This window comes from Phreatobacter sp. (assembly GCF_052440005.1).
Lineage (GTDB): Bacteria > Pseudomonadota > Alphaproteobacteria > Rhizobiales > Phreatobacteraceae > Phreatobacter.
The window spans coordinates 15330-28411 of the sequence record NZ_JBQVQL010000020.1 but is presented as its reverse complement, the minus strand read 5'-3'; the positions used below and the strand labels follow the sequence as shown (position 1 = coordinate 28411).

Here is a 13082-nt window from a genome sequence, read left to right as displayed (position 1 = left end):
GGACGCGTCATGCACGTCAACCGGTTCGCCGATCTTCGCCCGTACCAATCGCCCGGTCATCGCGACATGCGGATGCTGCGCATGCAGGGCAGGGAGGCAGGACCCTCGGACGTAATGTGGCTTGGCGTGTCGCAGATCCTGCCCGGCGGCGGGATCGACCCCTCCGCCTCGCCCGAAGAGAAATTCTACGTCGTGCTGGAGGGCTCGCTGGTTATCGAAACTCCCGACGGCACTGTGGAGCTTGGACCCTGGGACAGTTGCAGGATTGCCCCGGACGAAACCCGCAGCCTAAAGAACGTCACCAATCGGACTGTGACCGTGCTGCTGGCGATGCCGCTCCCGAAAAAATGAGCCGCCAGTGCCGGCGCTACTCTTCGCTTTCATCCCGGGCTGCAAACACCGGCGTCGCCCCATATGAGCTTGTCCGGTGACGGGCAGGGACTGGATTCACATACCCGCCGGAGCAGCCAGACGCGCCTCGATTGAGGCGCGAAGCATCCTGCCGTCCGACTGCGTCGCGCTTACCCCTTGATTTCACCGGCGCCATAAATGGACTACGGCCGACGCATCCTGGTGACTGCAGTTCTCGCGGTTTGCTCGGTGGGTTGCTGAGGTCAGGCGGAACGTCGCGTTTCGAACGATGAGCGACTAGTCCGAGGCACATTGCCAGTTGGAGCGCCATGAGCTCACCGGAGCCCCCCCCGCTTGCCAGGAAGTTGTGACGCATTGCGCCGATGCGCCACCTACGCACTGCGGAACTCGCCCGATCATCGGCGACATATGTGAAGCGGCCCCCTGAAGCAGGGCGCCGCGGCCGGATAGCTGCTGCCTTCCGAAATCGACATTCAAGAGTGTCATTGGAGAGCCGATCCGATGAAATTCTCCCACTTAGTGGGAGAAGTGAACGTTCTGTTTGACGGCGAGATGCCTCCCGGTCCTTCTCGGGCTCCGGAGACGCAGATGACCGTGCACAATGTTTTTGACGCCCTGAACGGCTCCCGGATGACGCGGAGCTACATCGAGAAGGCGCTTTCGGGCGGCCTTTCGGCCGCTCAGCTGACCGTCAACAACTACTCCACGATCCGGCCCTATCCGACACTCGCAGAGGCCCTCGGCGAGCTCTCGGCGATCCGAACTCATTTCGCGGGGCTCGACGACGTCGCCCTCGTGGTCGAACGCGCAGAGGACTTCGACCGCGCAAGCGACTCTGGCCGGCTCGCCGTGGTGCTCGGCTATCAGAATGTGCCTGATCTTGCGGGTGATTTGCGCATTCTCGCCTGCCTTGCCGATCTCGGGATCCGCTGCATCCAGATCGCCCACAATCGGGCAGGACCTTACGCCGCGGGCTGCGCCGACCCGGCGGACAAGGGGCTGACGTCTGCTGGCCGTGACCTTATCCGCGAGCTTAACAGATTGCGCATCGTCATCGACCTTTCCCATACCGGTGAACGAAGCACGATTGAGGCGCTGCAGCTATCTTCCTCGCCCGTCTGTATCACCCACGCCAATTCCCGCGCCGTCTGCGACAACGTCCGCAACAAGTCGGACGCCGTGCTGGATGCGCTGAAGGTCAACGGTGGAGTGCTCGGTCTCTGTTACCTGCCGCCCATGGTTCGTATGGGCGGCGGTGCACCCGCGGCCGCGGACGTCCTCGCCCACGTGCTCCATGTGAGGGACCGTCTTGGCCCCGGCTTCATCGGCATCGGGTCCGACTTCATCGAGGATCAGCCCGCCGAGCGGTACCAGGAATTCCTGCGTCACCCCGAAGTCTATGGGACTTGGCCATGGCGCTTTCCCATCGCCGATCTCGATGCCCAGCAGGACTTCATTTTCTCGCTCGCCGACCACGGCTTCTCCGTCGAGGACATGGCCGCCTTTGCCGGCGGAAATTTTCTCCGAGCCTTCCGGCAAGTGATCCAGTGACCCGAAAGGATAAAGACATGACGGCTGAAACCGCTCCCGACGGGCGTCCTTTGACGGGCAAGGTGCCAAGCGACGCTATCCGCTTGTTTGATCTTCCCGTTGTCGATCCCGCCCTTATCGCGGGCTTCCTTGCCCTCGGCGACCTCTCCAGCACCGTCTCGGACGCCATGGACGAGCTCGGCCTCAACGGGGTGGTGCCGGCCTCGCGGCTCAAGCCCACTATTCCCGGGTCGCGTGTGGTCGGTCCTGCCCTGACCCTGCGCAACATCGAGCAGCCTGTCCACGCCTACAAGGGCGCCCAGGACCGCGTGTCGCGTCTCGCCGAGATCGAGGCCCACAACCTTGCCAAGTCGGGTGACGTCCTGGTGATCGAAGGGATCGCCGACATCTCCAACATGGGCGGCATCTCCTCGACCATCGCCAAGCGGCAGGGCGAGGCGGCGGCGATCGTCGACGGCGGCATCCGCGACGTCGCGGAGTCGGTTTTGATCGGTTTCCCCCGCTGGGCGAGCTCGGTGAGCCCGATCACCGGCAAGTGGCGCATTCAGACCGTCGAGATCAACGGCCCGATCCACATCTGCGGTGTGCCCGTCCGCCCTGGCGACATTGTGGTGGCAGATGACGACGGGGTCTGTTTCGTGCCGCTCGCAGAAGCTGCCCGCGTGCTGAAGCGTGCCACGGAAATTCGTGACGGCGAGAGCCGCCGCTACGAGGAGATCCGTGCGGGGGTTTCCGTGCCGGATCTCGCTCAGCGCACCTACGTCTACAAGTTCAAGGAATAAGCACGCAGGCCGGTTCACTGGCGATGCGACAGACTGGAGGAACGCCCATGCTCAACCGCCGACTTCTCATCGCCGGCGCGCTCGCCGCCCCGGCCGTCGCCGCCCGGGCCAACACCTGGCCGCAGCGCCCGATCCGGTTCGTCGTTCCGCTCGCCGCCGGTGGCGGCGTTGACATGATGGCCCGAATTCTCGCCGAACAGTTGGACAAGGCTCTGGGTCAGCCAGTCGTCGTGGAAAATCTTGTCGGCGCGGGCGGCACGATTGCCGCTGCCAACGTCTCGCGATCCGACCCGGATGGTTACGTCTTCATCTTCCAATCGGTCTCCTCGGCGGTGATCAACGCGCTGACCTACAAGAACTTGAGCTACGATCCCGTCGGCGGTTTCGCGGCCGTCTCCCTGTTTGCGCGTTTTCCCCTGGTCATGGCGACCTATCCGGACCTACCGGCTGCCGATCTGAAGAGCCTCATCGAGACGCTCAAGGCGGAGCCGACGAAATACTCCTACGGAAGTTCAGGGGTCGGGACCGTCACCCATGTGGCGGGGGAGTTGTTCAATTCCCTGACCGGGGCCAAACTGGTTCACGTGCCCTACCGCGGCAATTCCGCCGTGCTCAATGATCTTCTGACCGGGCGTGTCGCCTTCACCTTCGACGGCATCGCGCCGCTCCTCCCGCACATCCAGGCGGGCAAGCTCCGTGCGCTGGGGGTCACGACGGCCGAACGATCTCCGGCGCTGAAGGATGTACCCGCTATGAAGGAGATCATCCCGGGGTACGAATTGCCGTTCTGGACCGGTCTCTACGCACCGGCGCGAACACCGTCCGAGATCATCACCCGGGTCTCGGCGGAGGTCGCGAAGATCGCCGCGAATCCGGCGGTGAGTTCGCGGCTGGCGTCGCTCGGCGTGGAGGCAGTCGGCATGCCGGCCGAGCTGTTTGACGCCTATTGGCGTCAGCAGCTGGACTATTACCGGGCCATCGTCGGCCAGAGCAACATCAGCCTCGGCCAATGAGGCCGGGCTCCCGCGCGAGACGGCGCTCAAGCATCTGGCAGGCTTTGACGAGCACCGCCGTCACCTTGGCACGATGCTCCTCAGTCATCCGTTCTTGCGTCGCTCCGACGCTGATAGCGGCAACCGCTTTGCCGCTCGGGTCCTGAATGACCCGGCCAACGCCTCGCACCGGAGCAATGACCAGGCCCTCGCTGAATGCGACGCCTGTGGCGCGCGCCTCCTGCACGGCGTTCGTCACCGCGCGTTCCGTTGCGCCGGGAAACCGGCGGAGGCGGGACCGATTAGCCCGTCGCACGGCCTCGTCGTCCGCCGGATTCATATGGGCCAAGAGCGCGATGCCGGCCGCGCCCACCCCGAGGGGGCGGCGCGTGCCGATTTCTCCGGTCAGCGCCTTGATGGGGTAGGGGCCCATCTCGCGCGCGATGCAGACGATGTCGTTTCCGGAGCGCACCATGAGATAGGCGGTGTCCCCGGTCGCGAGCGCCAAGGCACGCAGGGCATCCTGCGCCAGATGACGCAGTTCGGCCATGCCCGCGGGCGCCGAGACCGAGAGGATGGATATTTCGGAACCGACGAAATAGCGCCGGCTTGCCCGGTCGTATCGGACGAAGTCGTTGCGAGCGAGCGTCTGCGCAATGCGATGGGCCGTCGAGCGGGCAAGACCTGTTTCGGTCTCGATGTCGATCAGCCGGCGACCGAAGACGCCGCTCGCGGCGATGACGCGAAGGATGCGCAGTCCCCGCTCCAGGCTCTGTGCTCCGTCGCTCTCGTGCATGGGATCCTTGTGAAGGTGAGGGCGGTCCGTTCCCCGCTATCCCGCTTCGTTCGACCGGATGATCCACAGGATCCTGGCCTCGCCGTCCGCGAGGTTGCGGAACCAGTGCGGCCGGCGGCTGTCGAACTGGAATGCATCGCCCGGCTGGAGAATGTGAATCTGGTCGTCGATCTTCAGCTCAAAGCGGCCCTGCAGCACGTAGCCGCCCTTCTGGCCGTTCCGTCTCCAGGGATCCGGTCCCGAGCCGCCGCCGGGCTCGATGGTCAGCATCAGCATCTCCATCTCGGAATGGCCGGGAGGCGAGAGCAGTTCCTTCGTCAACCCGGTCTTGCTGAAGGCGAGGGTCGAGCGCTGGCCGGCGCGGGTAATGGTGCCTTCCTCGATCGACCGGTCCGTCTGCGCTTCGAAGAAGCTCGCCAGCGGTACGCCGAGCGCAACCCGCAGGCGGTCGAGCAGCTTCAGCGAAGGAGACGTCTTTCCCCGTTCGATGTGGCTGAGCATGCCGACGGAGATCTGGCTGCGCGCCGAGAGCGTCGCCAGGGTGAGGTCGCGCTCGACGCGCAGATTGCGAATCCTCTCGCCGAGGCCAACCAGCGTGCTGCTGTCGAGTTCGTCGGTGCCGTCGGACATTCCAGGGCCATCGGAAAGGGCAGGGGGCGATGATCGCCTTATACGCCGATTGAAAATTCTAAGCGAGACCCTGCAGGTGAAGTCCGCCCAACTTATACTGCAGTGATAATGTCAGACTGTCCCCGACTTGGCTAGTTCGATCTCAGAAGCGTCATTTTCCAAGCTAATGCCGCGCTTAAGGAGGAAAAATACCGCAAAATCCCCTGCTTGCTGGTCGCCCCAGCGCGCACCGCATTGCTGCCCATTGAAAAAAGCACTTCGATAATTTCAATCATGATGAAACGCTCAGGTCCTGCCCGCAAGGGCTGTCTCACGACCGGGGAACGGCCATGGATCATCTCGTCACGTCGCGCAGGCTCTTCAACGGCCTCCTTCTCGGCACCGCCTTCGGCGCCCTCCTTCCCACGTCGCAGGCCCTCGCCAACCCGCAGCCCGGCGGCACGCTGACCATCACCACGACCCCCGAGCCGGCCATCATCACCAATGCCCTGAGCTCGGCGCCGACGACCGCCGAACTCGCGACGAAGATCTTTGACGGCCTGCTGGAATACGATCTCGAGCTGAAGCCGAAGCCGTCCCTCGCCGAGAGCTGGACGATCAGCCCGGACGGCAAGACCATCACCTTCAAGCTGCGCCAGGGCGTGACCTGGCACGACGGCAAGCCCTTCACTTCGGCGGACGTGCAGTTCGCGCTGATGGAGGTGGTCAAGAAGTTCCACCCGCGTGGTCAGGGCAATCTCGGTCCGGTCCAGTCCATCGACACGCCGGACGCGCATACGGCCGTGTTCAACCTCGCTCATCCCTATCCGCCGCTGATGATGGGCCTGTCGAGCCTCGAGTCACCCATCGTGCCGCGGCACATCTACGAGGGCACCGACTTCCGCAACAACCCCGCGGTGAACGCCCCGATCGGCACCGGCCCCTTCAAGTTCGCACGCTGGGAGAAGGGCAACTTCATCCAGCTCGACAAGAACGAGAACTACTGGCGCCCTGGGCGTCCCTATCTCGACCGCCTCATCATTCGCTTCATCGCGGACTCGGCCACCCGCGCGGCCGGCATCGAGCGCGGCGAGATCGACGTCGCGACCTTCGGCACGATCAACCCGGTCGAGATGCGCCGTCTGGAGACGCTGCCGCACCTCGCCATCGCCAAGGGCGGCTATGAGGCCATCGCCCCCGTCATGATGCTGGAGCTCAACGTCCAGAAGCCGCCGTTCGACGACAAGCGGGTGCGTCTCGCCGTCGCCTACGCCCTCGACCGGAACTTCATCACCCGGGCCATCTGGCACGGCTTCGGTAAGCCGGCGGTCGGCCCGATCTCCTCCTTCATGAAGGGCAATGGCGCCTTCACCGACCAGAACATCCTGCGCTTCGACGTGCGCGATCGCCTGGACATCGCCAACCGCCTGCTCGACGAGGCCGGACTGAAGCGCGGCGCCAACGGCATGCGCGTCAAGATTTTCCACGACCCCGCTCCGTTCGGCGAGGACTGGCGCCGCATGGGCGAGTACATCAAGCAGGCGCTCGCCCGCGTCGGCATCGACGTGGAACTGCGCAACCGCGACTATCCCTCCTTCGTGCGTCTCGTTCATAACGAGTACGACTTCAACATGACCTCGACCTGGTCGATCGGCATGGCCGATCCGACGCTCGGCGTGCAGCGCCAGACCTGGTCCAGGACCATCAACCGCGCCGTGCCCTTCGGCAACGTCTCGCAGTATCGCAACCCCGAGGTCGACACGCTCTGGGAAGCTGCGCAGACGGAGATCGACCCCACGAAGCGCAACCAGATCTTCCACAAGCTGCAGGAGCTTCTGGTCGCCGACAGCCCGATCATCTGGCTGATGGAGATGGATCTGGTCGCCGTGCAGAACAAGCGCGTCAAGGACCTGATCACCTCGCCGCTCGGCCTGCGCGGCGGGCTCTATGAGACGTGGATCCAGCGCTGACGCTGACAGGATGCGGGAGCCGGCCGTTCTGGCCGGCTCCCGCCCGTTCTCCCAGAGGTTCAAGGCATGTGGTTCGCCCGTGGCAGATACATTCTCGAGCGGCTGGTTCGAGGTCTGCCGATCATCCTCGCCATCGTCGTGGTCAATTTCTTCCTCATCCGCCTCGCGCCCGGTGACGCCGCCCAGGTGATCGCCGGCGAGGCCGGGGCGGCGAGCGAGGAATACATGGCGCAGATCCGCCGCCAGTTCGGCCTGGATCAGCCGCTCTACATTCAGTTCCTCAGCTACATGAAGAACATCGTCACCTTCGACCTCGGCTATTCGTTCCGCCATGGCCGCGAGGTGTCGTCGCTCATTTTCGACAGGCTGGGGGCCACCGCGATCCTGATGGGCGCCGCGATGGTGATCTCGGTTACGCTGGGGACGCTACTGGGCGCCATCGCCGCCATGCGCGACCGCACTATCATCAGCCATGTCATCGTGATCTTTGCTGTCGTGTCCTACGCCACGCCGCTGTTCTGGGTGGGACTGATGCTGATCATCGTCTTCGCCATCCAGCTCGGCTGGTTCCCCACGAGCGGGATTATCACCGTCGGCGCCGACTATACGGGCCTGCGTGCGGTGCTCGACGTGCTGCACCATCTCGTCCTGCCGGCGGTGGCGCTCTCCTGCTTTTACATGGCGCTCTATGCCCGCCTGATGCGCGCCTCCATGCTGGAGACGCTGGGCCAGGACTATATCCGCACGGCGCGGGCGAAGGGCCTCGGCGACCGCAGCATCCTGCTGGTCCATGCCCTGCGCAACGCGGTACTGCCGGTCCTCACCATGGCTGGCGTCCAGGTCTCCGGCATGCTCGGCGGTTCGGTGATCGTGGAATCGGTGTTCGGCTGGCCTGGCCTCGGGCTGCTGGCCTTCGAGTCCTTGTTCGCCCGCGACATCAACCTGCTTCTCGGGATCTTCTTCCTGTCCTCGATCCTCGTTGTTGTCACCAATGCGGTCGTCGACGTGATCTACACCATCGTCGATCCGCGCATCGCGTTGAACACGGGGCGCACCCATGGCTAATGCCTTCGCTCAGCAGCGCAGCGTCCTGCGCCGTGTAGCCTCCAACCCCTCCGGGGCCATCGGCCTGACGCTGCTCGCCTGCATCGTCCTCATGGCGATCGCCGCGCCCTGGCTCTATCCCGACGGGCCCTTCGAGATGGTCGGCATGCCGTTCAGCCCGCCGCTCGGCGAGTATCTGCTGGGCACCGACATGCTCGGCCGCGACATCGCCGCCGGCATCGCCTACGGAGCGCGCATCTCGCTGCTGGTTGGCGGTGTCGCCACGCTCTTCATCGTGGTGCTGGGAACCCTCGTTGGCGGGCTCGCCGGCTACTACGGCGGCCGCATCGATTCCGCCGTCATGCGCGTCACCGAGTTCTTCCAGACCATCCCGACCTTCATCGGCGCCATTGTCATCGTCGCGATTCTCGGCGCGACGTTGCCGAACGTCATCGGCGCCATCGCCATCGTCTCGTGGGCGCCGCTCGCGCGCCTCGTCCGGGCCGAGGTGATCAGCGTCAAGAGCCGCGAGTTTGTCGCCGCCAGCGTCGCGATCGGTCTCAGCGACCTGCGCATCATGCTGGTGCAGATCCTGCCGAACGTGCTTTCCACGATCGTGGTGGCCGGCTCGCTGATGGTGGCGACCTCGATCCTCTTCGAATCCGGCCTGTCCTTCCTCGGCCTCGGCGATCCCAACATCATGACCTGGGGATTTATGATCGGCGCCGGCCGGTCGGCGATCCGCACGGCGTGGTGGATGGTGACCTTGCCAGGCCTCGCCGTGCTGCTGACGGTGCTCGCCATCAACCTGCTCGGCGATGCGCTGAACGAGGCTCTCAATCCGCGCCTTGACCGCTGATCACCTCCGCCGGCGAGACATCCGCCCGGCCCCTCATCCCGCATCGCGAGATATCCCTGAAAGGAAAGACGATGAAATACCTCACCGCCCGGGTTCGGCCCGAGAAGGTCTATCTCGGTTATGACGACGACAACCAGATCGTCACCGAGAAGATGCCGAACACCGAGTTCGTCGAGAAGGTCATCCGCATCGACCGCATCCTCTCCTTCACCGAGACCTACATCTTCATCGAATGCCCGCACGAGACGGTCCAGACCTGGGAATACGAGGGCAGCCTCGAGGACATGAAGACACGCCTGCGCAGTGCCGGCATGCTGATCGACTGATCGACCCCGCGGAGGGCGCACCTCGCGCCTTCCGCATTTCTCTTCGCCGATCCGGGCGCTGCGCCCGAAACCCGCGAGCTCACCGATGGACAGCGCCAGCCCGACGATGACCGTAACCGCCGTTGTCAACGGACGGTCCGTGACAATCACGGCCGACATCCGCCGCACGCTCCTCGACCTGCTGCGCGAAGACCTCCTGCTCACCGGCACGAAGAAGGGGTGCGACCACGGCCAGTGCGGTGCCTGCACGGTGCTCGTCGACGGCCGTCGCGTCCTCTCCTGCCTCACCCTCGCCGCGACGACCGAAGCCCGCACGGTGCTGACCATCGAAGGTGTCGGCGCGCCCGGTGCGCTGCATCCGTTGCAGGAAGCCTTCATCCGGCACGATGCGCTGCAGTGCGGCTACTGCACCGCTGGGCAGATCATGTCCGCGCTGGAGGTCATCGCCGATCGCACGGTGACCACGCGCGAGGCGGTTCGCGAGCAGATGAGCGGCAACCTCTGCCGCTGCGGCGCGCATCACGGCATCGTCGAGGCGATCATGGACGTGAAGGCCCAGCTGGACGCGACGACCCATGCGCCCGTTTGAGTTCCATCGCCCCACGTCGCTGGACGAGGCGCTGGCGCTGCTCGCGCGGCCCGACGCGCGGGCGCTCGCCGGCGGCACCACGCTCGTTGACCTGATGAAACTTGGCGTGGAGGCACCGGGCCTCGTCGTCGATATCGGCAGGCTGCCTCTCGCGGGGATTACGCTCGAATCGGGCTCCCTGCGCATCGGCGCTCTCGCGAGAAACAGCGCGGTGGCCCGCGATTCCGTCGTGCTTTCGCAGTTTCCGGCCCTCTCCGAGGCGCTGCTCTCCGGGGCCTCTGGGCAGATCCGCAACGCCGCCTCGATGGGCGGGAACCTCATGCAGCGCACCCGCTGCGCGTATTTCCGTTCCCACGACTGGCCCTGCAACAAGCGCGTCCCCGGCTCCGGCTGTCCGGCGCGCGAGGGGGCGAATGCCCACCATGCCGTGCTGGGAACCAGCGACCACTGCATCGCGGTCAGCCCCTCCGACGTCGCGGTGGCGCTGCTCGCGCTTGACGCGAGCGTTGCCATCGCGGGTCCGCGCGGCGTCCGCCACGTGGCGATCGCCGACTTCTATCGGCTTCCCGGCGACACGCCCGTCATCGAGACCGTCGTGCAGCCGGGCGAACTGATCGTCCACCTCGATGTCCCCGCGACCGCGCTCGCGACCCGTTCGGGTTATCTGAAACTTCGTGGCCGCGCGTCCTACGAATTCGCCAGCGCCTCGGTGGCCGCTGCGGTCAAGCTGGAGGGCGGCGTGGTCGCCGAGGTGGCGGTCGCCATCGGCGGGCTCGGCACCGTGCCATGGCGCGACCGCGGGGCGGAGAGGCTTCTCATTGGTGAGGCACTGGGCGACGCAGCCGTCGACCGCTTCTGCGACGCGCTCCTCGCGCCCGCCCGCCCCACGCCGGACAACCGCTACAAGCTCGACCTCGCACGCGGCGCCGTCCATCACATGCTCGCACGGAGCCGGCCATGCTGAAGCAGATCGGCTCGCCCCGCAGCCGGATCGACGGCGTGGAGAAGGTGACGGGACTGGCGGCCTATGCCGCCGATCGCAGGCCCGAAGGCCAGCTCTATGCCATGGCCGTGCGCAGCCCCGTCGCCGCCGGGACGATCACCGCCCTCGACCTCGGACAGGCGGTGGCCGTACCAGGCGTCGTGGCGGTCTATTCCCACGAGAACGCGCCAGGCCTCTTGGACTGGCGGCCGGCTCCGGAGGTCGTGGCCATGAGCGGCGAGCATTTGGGGCGCACCGCCCTGGCCGCCGTCGAACCGGTCCCGCCGCCGCCCTACTGGCCCCTCGGCGGGCCGGAGATCATCTTTGCCGGCCAGTGGATCGCCGTGGTTGTCGCCACCTCTCTCGAAGCGGCCCGGGAGGCAACTCTCCGCATCCTGCCGCAGGTGCGACAAGCCGCGTCCTCCGTCCATCCCAGACCGGACAGCGACAAGTTCCTCGCCCCCGGCTTCTTCTTCGCCGCGGAGATGCAGGTGCGCCGCGGCGACTGGCCGGAGGCGCCTGACGCGTCCCACTCCGCCACCTACCGGACGCCGATGCAGTTGCATCATCCGATGGAGCCCTCGGCCACGGTCGCCGTCTGGCATGGCGACACGGTGACCGTGCACGACTCGACGCAAGGGGCGATGGCCGCACGCGACTATATCGCGGCGTCCCTGAAGGTCTCCGCCGACAGGGTCCGCGTCGATGCGACCTATGTGGGCGGCGGCTTCGGCGGCAAGAACCAGATGTGGCCGCACCAGGCGCTCGCCGCGCATATCGCCCGCCACCTCGGACGTCCGGTCCGGCTTCAGCTTACCCGCGCCGACATGGCGGTCGCCTCCGGCCATCGCTCCGAGACCGAGCAGGCGGTCGACCTCGCGAGCGACGGCGATGGTCAGCTTCAGGGCCTGCGTCACGCTTCCCACGTGCCGACCTCGCTGCGCGGCAATTTCTTCGAGCCCTGCGGGCTCAACACCCTGCTTCTCTACGACACGCCGGCGCTGGCGGTGACCCACCACGTCGCCCGCAAGGCTATCGCGAGCCCGACGCCCTTCCGGGCGCCGGGGGAGACGCCCGGTTCCTTCGCCGTGGAATGCGCGTTGGACGAATTGGCCTTTCAGCTCGACGTCAATCCGCTGGACCTGCGGCGTCGCAACTTCGCGGCGCGCGACCCCTATCACCAGCGCGAATGGTCGTCGAACCGCCTGCTCGACTGCTACGCGCAGGGCGCCGCCGCATTCGGATGGCCGGTCAATCTGCCGAAGCCCTGTGCGATGCGCGACGGCGACGTGCTGGTCGGCTACGGCATGGCGACCACCGCCTATCCCGCGCCGGCCCTGCCGGCGACCGTCAGGCTCCGGCTGAGCGTCGACGGGCCACTCGTGGTCGAGACGTCGGCCACCGACATCGGCACGGGCATGCGCACCATTCTGGCGCAGACCGTGGCAGACGAGTTCGGCCATCCCGTCGAGGACATCGTGGTGCGCCTGGGCGACTCCGGCTTTCCGGCGGCTCCGACGGCCGGACGCTCGAAATCCACCGCAAGTCTCCTGCCGGCGGCTGCAAGGGCTTGCGTCGCGATGCGTGAGACGCTGGCCGGCCTCGCCCACAAGCACGCACTGCCCGCGGCGTCGAACCGTCCGCCGACGGCGGTGCTAGAGGCCGCCCGATTGGCCGAACTGACGGCCGAAGGCACGTCGACCGGCATGGCCGATCTTCGGAAGGACCTCAGCTACTATTCCTTCGGCGCGCATTTCGTCGAGGTGCGCGTCGACGAGCGGCTCGGGCGTCTGCGGGTGTCCCGCGTCGTCAGCGCGCTCGATTGCGGCAGGATTATCAATCCGACGACCGCGACCAGCCAGATCAGGGGCGGCATCATCTTCGGCCTCGGCATGGCTCTGATGGAGGGCGCCGAATTTCATCCGAGCCACCACCGCATCATCGGCGACAACCTCGCCGATTATGCCGTGCCCGTGCATGCGGACATTCCGCCGATCGAGGTGATCTTCGTGGAAAATTCGGACACCGCATTCAATGAGTTCGGCGCCCGCGGCCTAGGCGAGATCGGCGTACCGGGAATGGCCGCCGCCATTGCCAATGCGACGTTCCATGCGACGGGGCGGCGCTTCCGTGACCTGCCGATCACGCCGGGGAAGATCGTCTCAGTCTAGCGGGAGGTAAGGACGCCGCGCGAAAGGGACCCGACGTCG

At 66.0% G+C, this 13082-nt stretch carries 13 protein-coding genes; 11 read left to right on the top strand and 2 right to left on the bottom strand.

The window, feature by feature from the left end; translation table 11 throughout:
- Positions 1-9: 9 nt before the first annotated feature.
- The 4 genes from ACT6XY_RS07270 (at position 10) to ACT6XY_RS07255 (ending at position 3718) form a co-directional block, all read left to right on the top strand.
- Positions 10-351, top strand: coding sequence for a cupin domain-containing protein (locus tag ACT6XY_RS07270; RefSeq protein ID WP_444747668.1), 342 nt, complete (start codon positions 10-12; stop codon positions 349-351).
- A gap of 609 nt (positions 352-960) precedes the next feature.
- Entirely contained in the window at positions 961-1923 is a 963-nt protein-coding gene (locus ACT6XY_RS07265) for a dipeptidase (RefSeq protein WP_444747667.1), read from the top strand.
- Positions 1924-1940: 17 nt separating this feature from the next.
- Positions 1941-2705 (top strand): RraA family protein, encoded by a 765-nt coding sequence (locus ACT6XY_RS07260; RefSeq protein ID WP_444747666.1) that lies wholly within the window; start codon positions 1941-1943, stop codon positions 2703-2705.
- Between the two features lie 47 nt (positions 2706-2752).
- Entirely contained in the window at positions 2753-3718 is a 966-nt protein-coding gene (locus ACT6XY_RS07255; RefSeq protein ID WP_444747665.1) for a Bug family tripartite tricarboxylate transporter substrate binding protein, read from the top strand.
- Here ACT6XY_RS07255 and ACT6XY_RS07250 read toward each other — a convergent pair.
- Both ACT6XY_RS07250 and ACT6XY_RS07245 read right to left on the bottom strand, forming a co-directional pair.
- Positions 3702-4493, bottom strand: coding sequence for an IclR family transcriptional regulator (locus tag ACT6XY_RS07250; RefSeq protein WP_444747664.1), 792 nt, complete (start codon positions 4491-4493; stop codon positions 3702-3704). The two genes, ACT6XY_RS07255 and ACT6XY_RS07250, sit on opposite strands and share 17 nt — an antisense overlap.
- Before the next feature lie 36 nt (positions 4494-4529).
- Positions 4530-5123, bottom strand: a complete 594-nt coding sequence (locus ACT6XY_RS07245; protein ID WP_444747663.1) for a helix-turn-helix domain-containing protein — start codon at positions 5121-5123, stop codon at positions 4530-4532.
- A gap of 329 nt (positions 5124-5452) precedes the next feature.
- Between ACT6XY_RS07245 and ACT6XY_RS07240 the strand changes: the two genes are divergently transcribed.
- The 7 genes from ACT6XY_RS07240 to ACT6XY_RS07210 all read left to right on the top strand — a co-directional run bounded on the left by ACT6XY_RS07240 (position 5453) and on the right by ACT6XY_RS07210 (position 13043).
- Positions 5453-7072 (top strand): ABC transporter substrate-binding protein, encoded by a 1620-nt coding sequence (locus tag ACT6XY_RS07240; protein WP_444747662.1) that lies wholly within the window; start codon positions 5453-5455, stop codon positions 7070-7072.
- Positions 7073-7138: 66 nt separating this feature from the next.
- Positions 7139-8137 (top strand): ABC transporter permease, encoded by a 999-nt coding sequence (locus tag ACT6XY_RS07235; RefSeq protein WP_444747661.1) that lies wholly within the window; start codon positions 7139-7141, stop codon positions 8135-8137.
- On the top strand, positions 8130-8975 hold the full coding sequence (locus ACT6XY_RS07230; RefSeq protein WP_444747660.1) for an ABC transporter permease: 846 nt from the start codon (positions 8130-8132) through the stop codon (positions 8973-8975). Before ACT6XY_RS07235 ends, ACT6XY_RS07230 begins: the two co-directional genes overlap by 8 nt.
- A gap of 71 nt (positions 8976-9046) precedes the next feature.
- Entirely contained in the window at positions 9047-9301 is a 255-nt protein-coding gene (locus ACT6XY_RS07225; protein ID WP_444747659.1) for a hypothetical protein, read from the top strand.
- A gap of 85 nt (positions 9302-9386) precedes the next feature.
- Positions 9387-9890, top strand: coding sequence for a (2Fe-2S)-binding protein (locus tag ACT6XY_RS07220; protein WP_444747658.1), 504 nt, complete (start codon positions 9387-9389; stop codon positions 9888-9890).
- Positions 9877-10854, top strand: coding sequence for an FAD binding domain-containing protein (locus ACT6XY_RS07215; protein WP_444747657.1), 978 nt, complete (start codon positions 9877-9879; stop codon positions 10852-10854). The genes ACT6XY_RS07220 and ACT6XY_RS07215 overlap by 14 nt, the downstream gene beginning before the upstream one ends.
- The gene (locus tag ACT6XY_RS07210; protein ID WP_444747656.1) at positions 10848-13043 is read left to right on the top strand and encodes a xanthine dehydrogenase family protein molybdopterin-binding subunit; all 2196 of its coding nucleotides are present in this window, start codon (positions 10848-10850) and stop codon (positions 13041-13043) included. Before ACT6XY_RS07215 ends, ACT6XY_RS07210 begins: the two co-directional genes overlap by 7 nt.
- Positions 13044-13082 lie beyond the last annotated feature (39 nt).

Excerpts from the sequence above, each read along its gene's own strand:
- ACT6XY_RS07270 (WP_444747668.1), top strand. The coding sequence starts at position 10 with ATGCACGTCAACCGGTTCGCCGATCTTCGCCCGTACCAATCGCCCGGT.
- ACT6XY_RS07265 (WP_444747667.1), top strand. The coding sequence starts at position 961 with ATGACCGTGCACAATGTTTTTGACGCCCTGAACGGCTCCCGGATGACG.
- ACT6XY_RS07260 (WP_444747666.1), top strand. The coding sequence starts at position 1,941 with ATGACGGCTGAAACCGCTCCCGACGGGCGTCCTTTGACGGGCAAGGTG.
- ACT6XY_RS07255 (WP_444747665.1), top strand. The coding sequence starts at position 2,753 with ATGCTCAACCGCCGACTTCTCATCGCCGGCGCGCTCGCCGCCCCGGCC.
- ACT6XY_RS07250 (WP_444747664.1), bottom strand. The coding sequence starts at position 4,493 with ATGCACGAGAGCGACGGAGCACAGAGCCTGGAGCGGGGACTGCGCATC.
- ACT6XY_RS07245 (WP_444747663.1), bottom strand. The coding sequence starts at position 5,123 with ATGTCCGACGGCACCGACGAACTCGACAGCAGCACGCTGGTTGGCCTC.
- ACT6XY_RS07240 (WP_444747662.1), top strand. The coding sequence starts at position 5,453 with ATGGATCATCTCGTCACGTCGCGCAGGCTCTTCAACGGCCTCCTTCTC.
- ACT6XY_RS07235 (WP_444747661.1), top strand. The coding sequence starts at position 7,139 with ATGTGGTTCGCCCGTGGCAGATACATTCTCGAGCGGCTGGTTCGAGGT.
- ACT6XY_RS07230 (WP_444747660.1), top strand. The coding sequence starts at position 8,130 with ATGGCTAATGCCTTCGCTCAGCAGCGCAGCGTCCTGCGCCGTGTAGCC.
- ACT6XY_RS07225 (WP_444747659.1), top strand. The coding sequence starts at position 9,047 with ATGAAATACCTCACCGCCCGGGTTCGGCCCGAGAAGGTCTATCTCGGT.
- ACT6XY_RS07220 (WP_444747658.1), top strand. The coding sequence starts at position 9,387 with ATGGACAGCGCCAGCCCGACGATGACCGTAACCGCCGTTGTCAACGGA.
- ACT6XY_RS07215 (WP_444747657.1), top strand. The coding sequence starts at position 9,877 with ATGCGCCCGTTTGAGTTCCATCGCCCCACGTCGCTGGACGAGGCGCTG.
- ACT6XY_RS07210 (WP_444747656.1), top strand. The coding sequence starts at position 10,848 with ATGCTGAAGCAGATCGGCTCGCCCCGCAGCCGGATCGACGGCGTGGAG.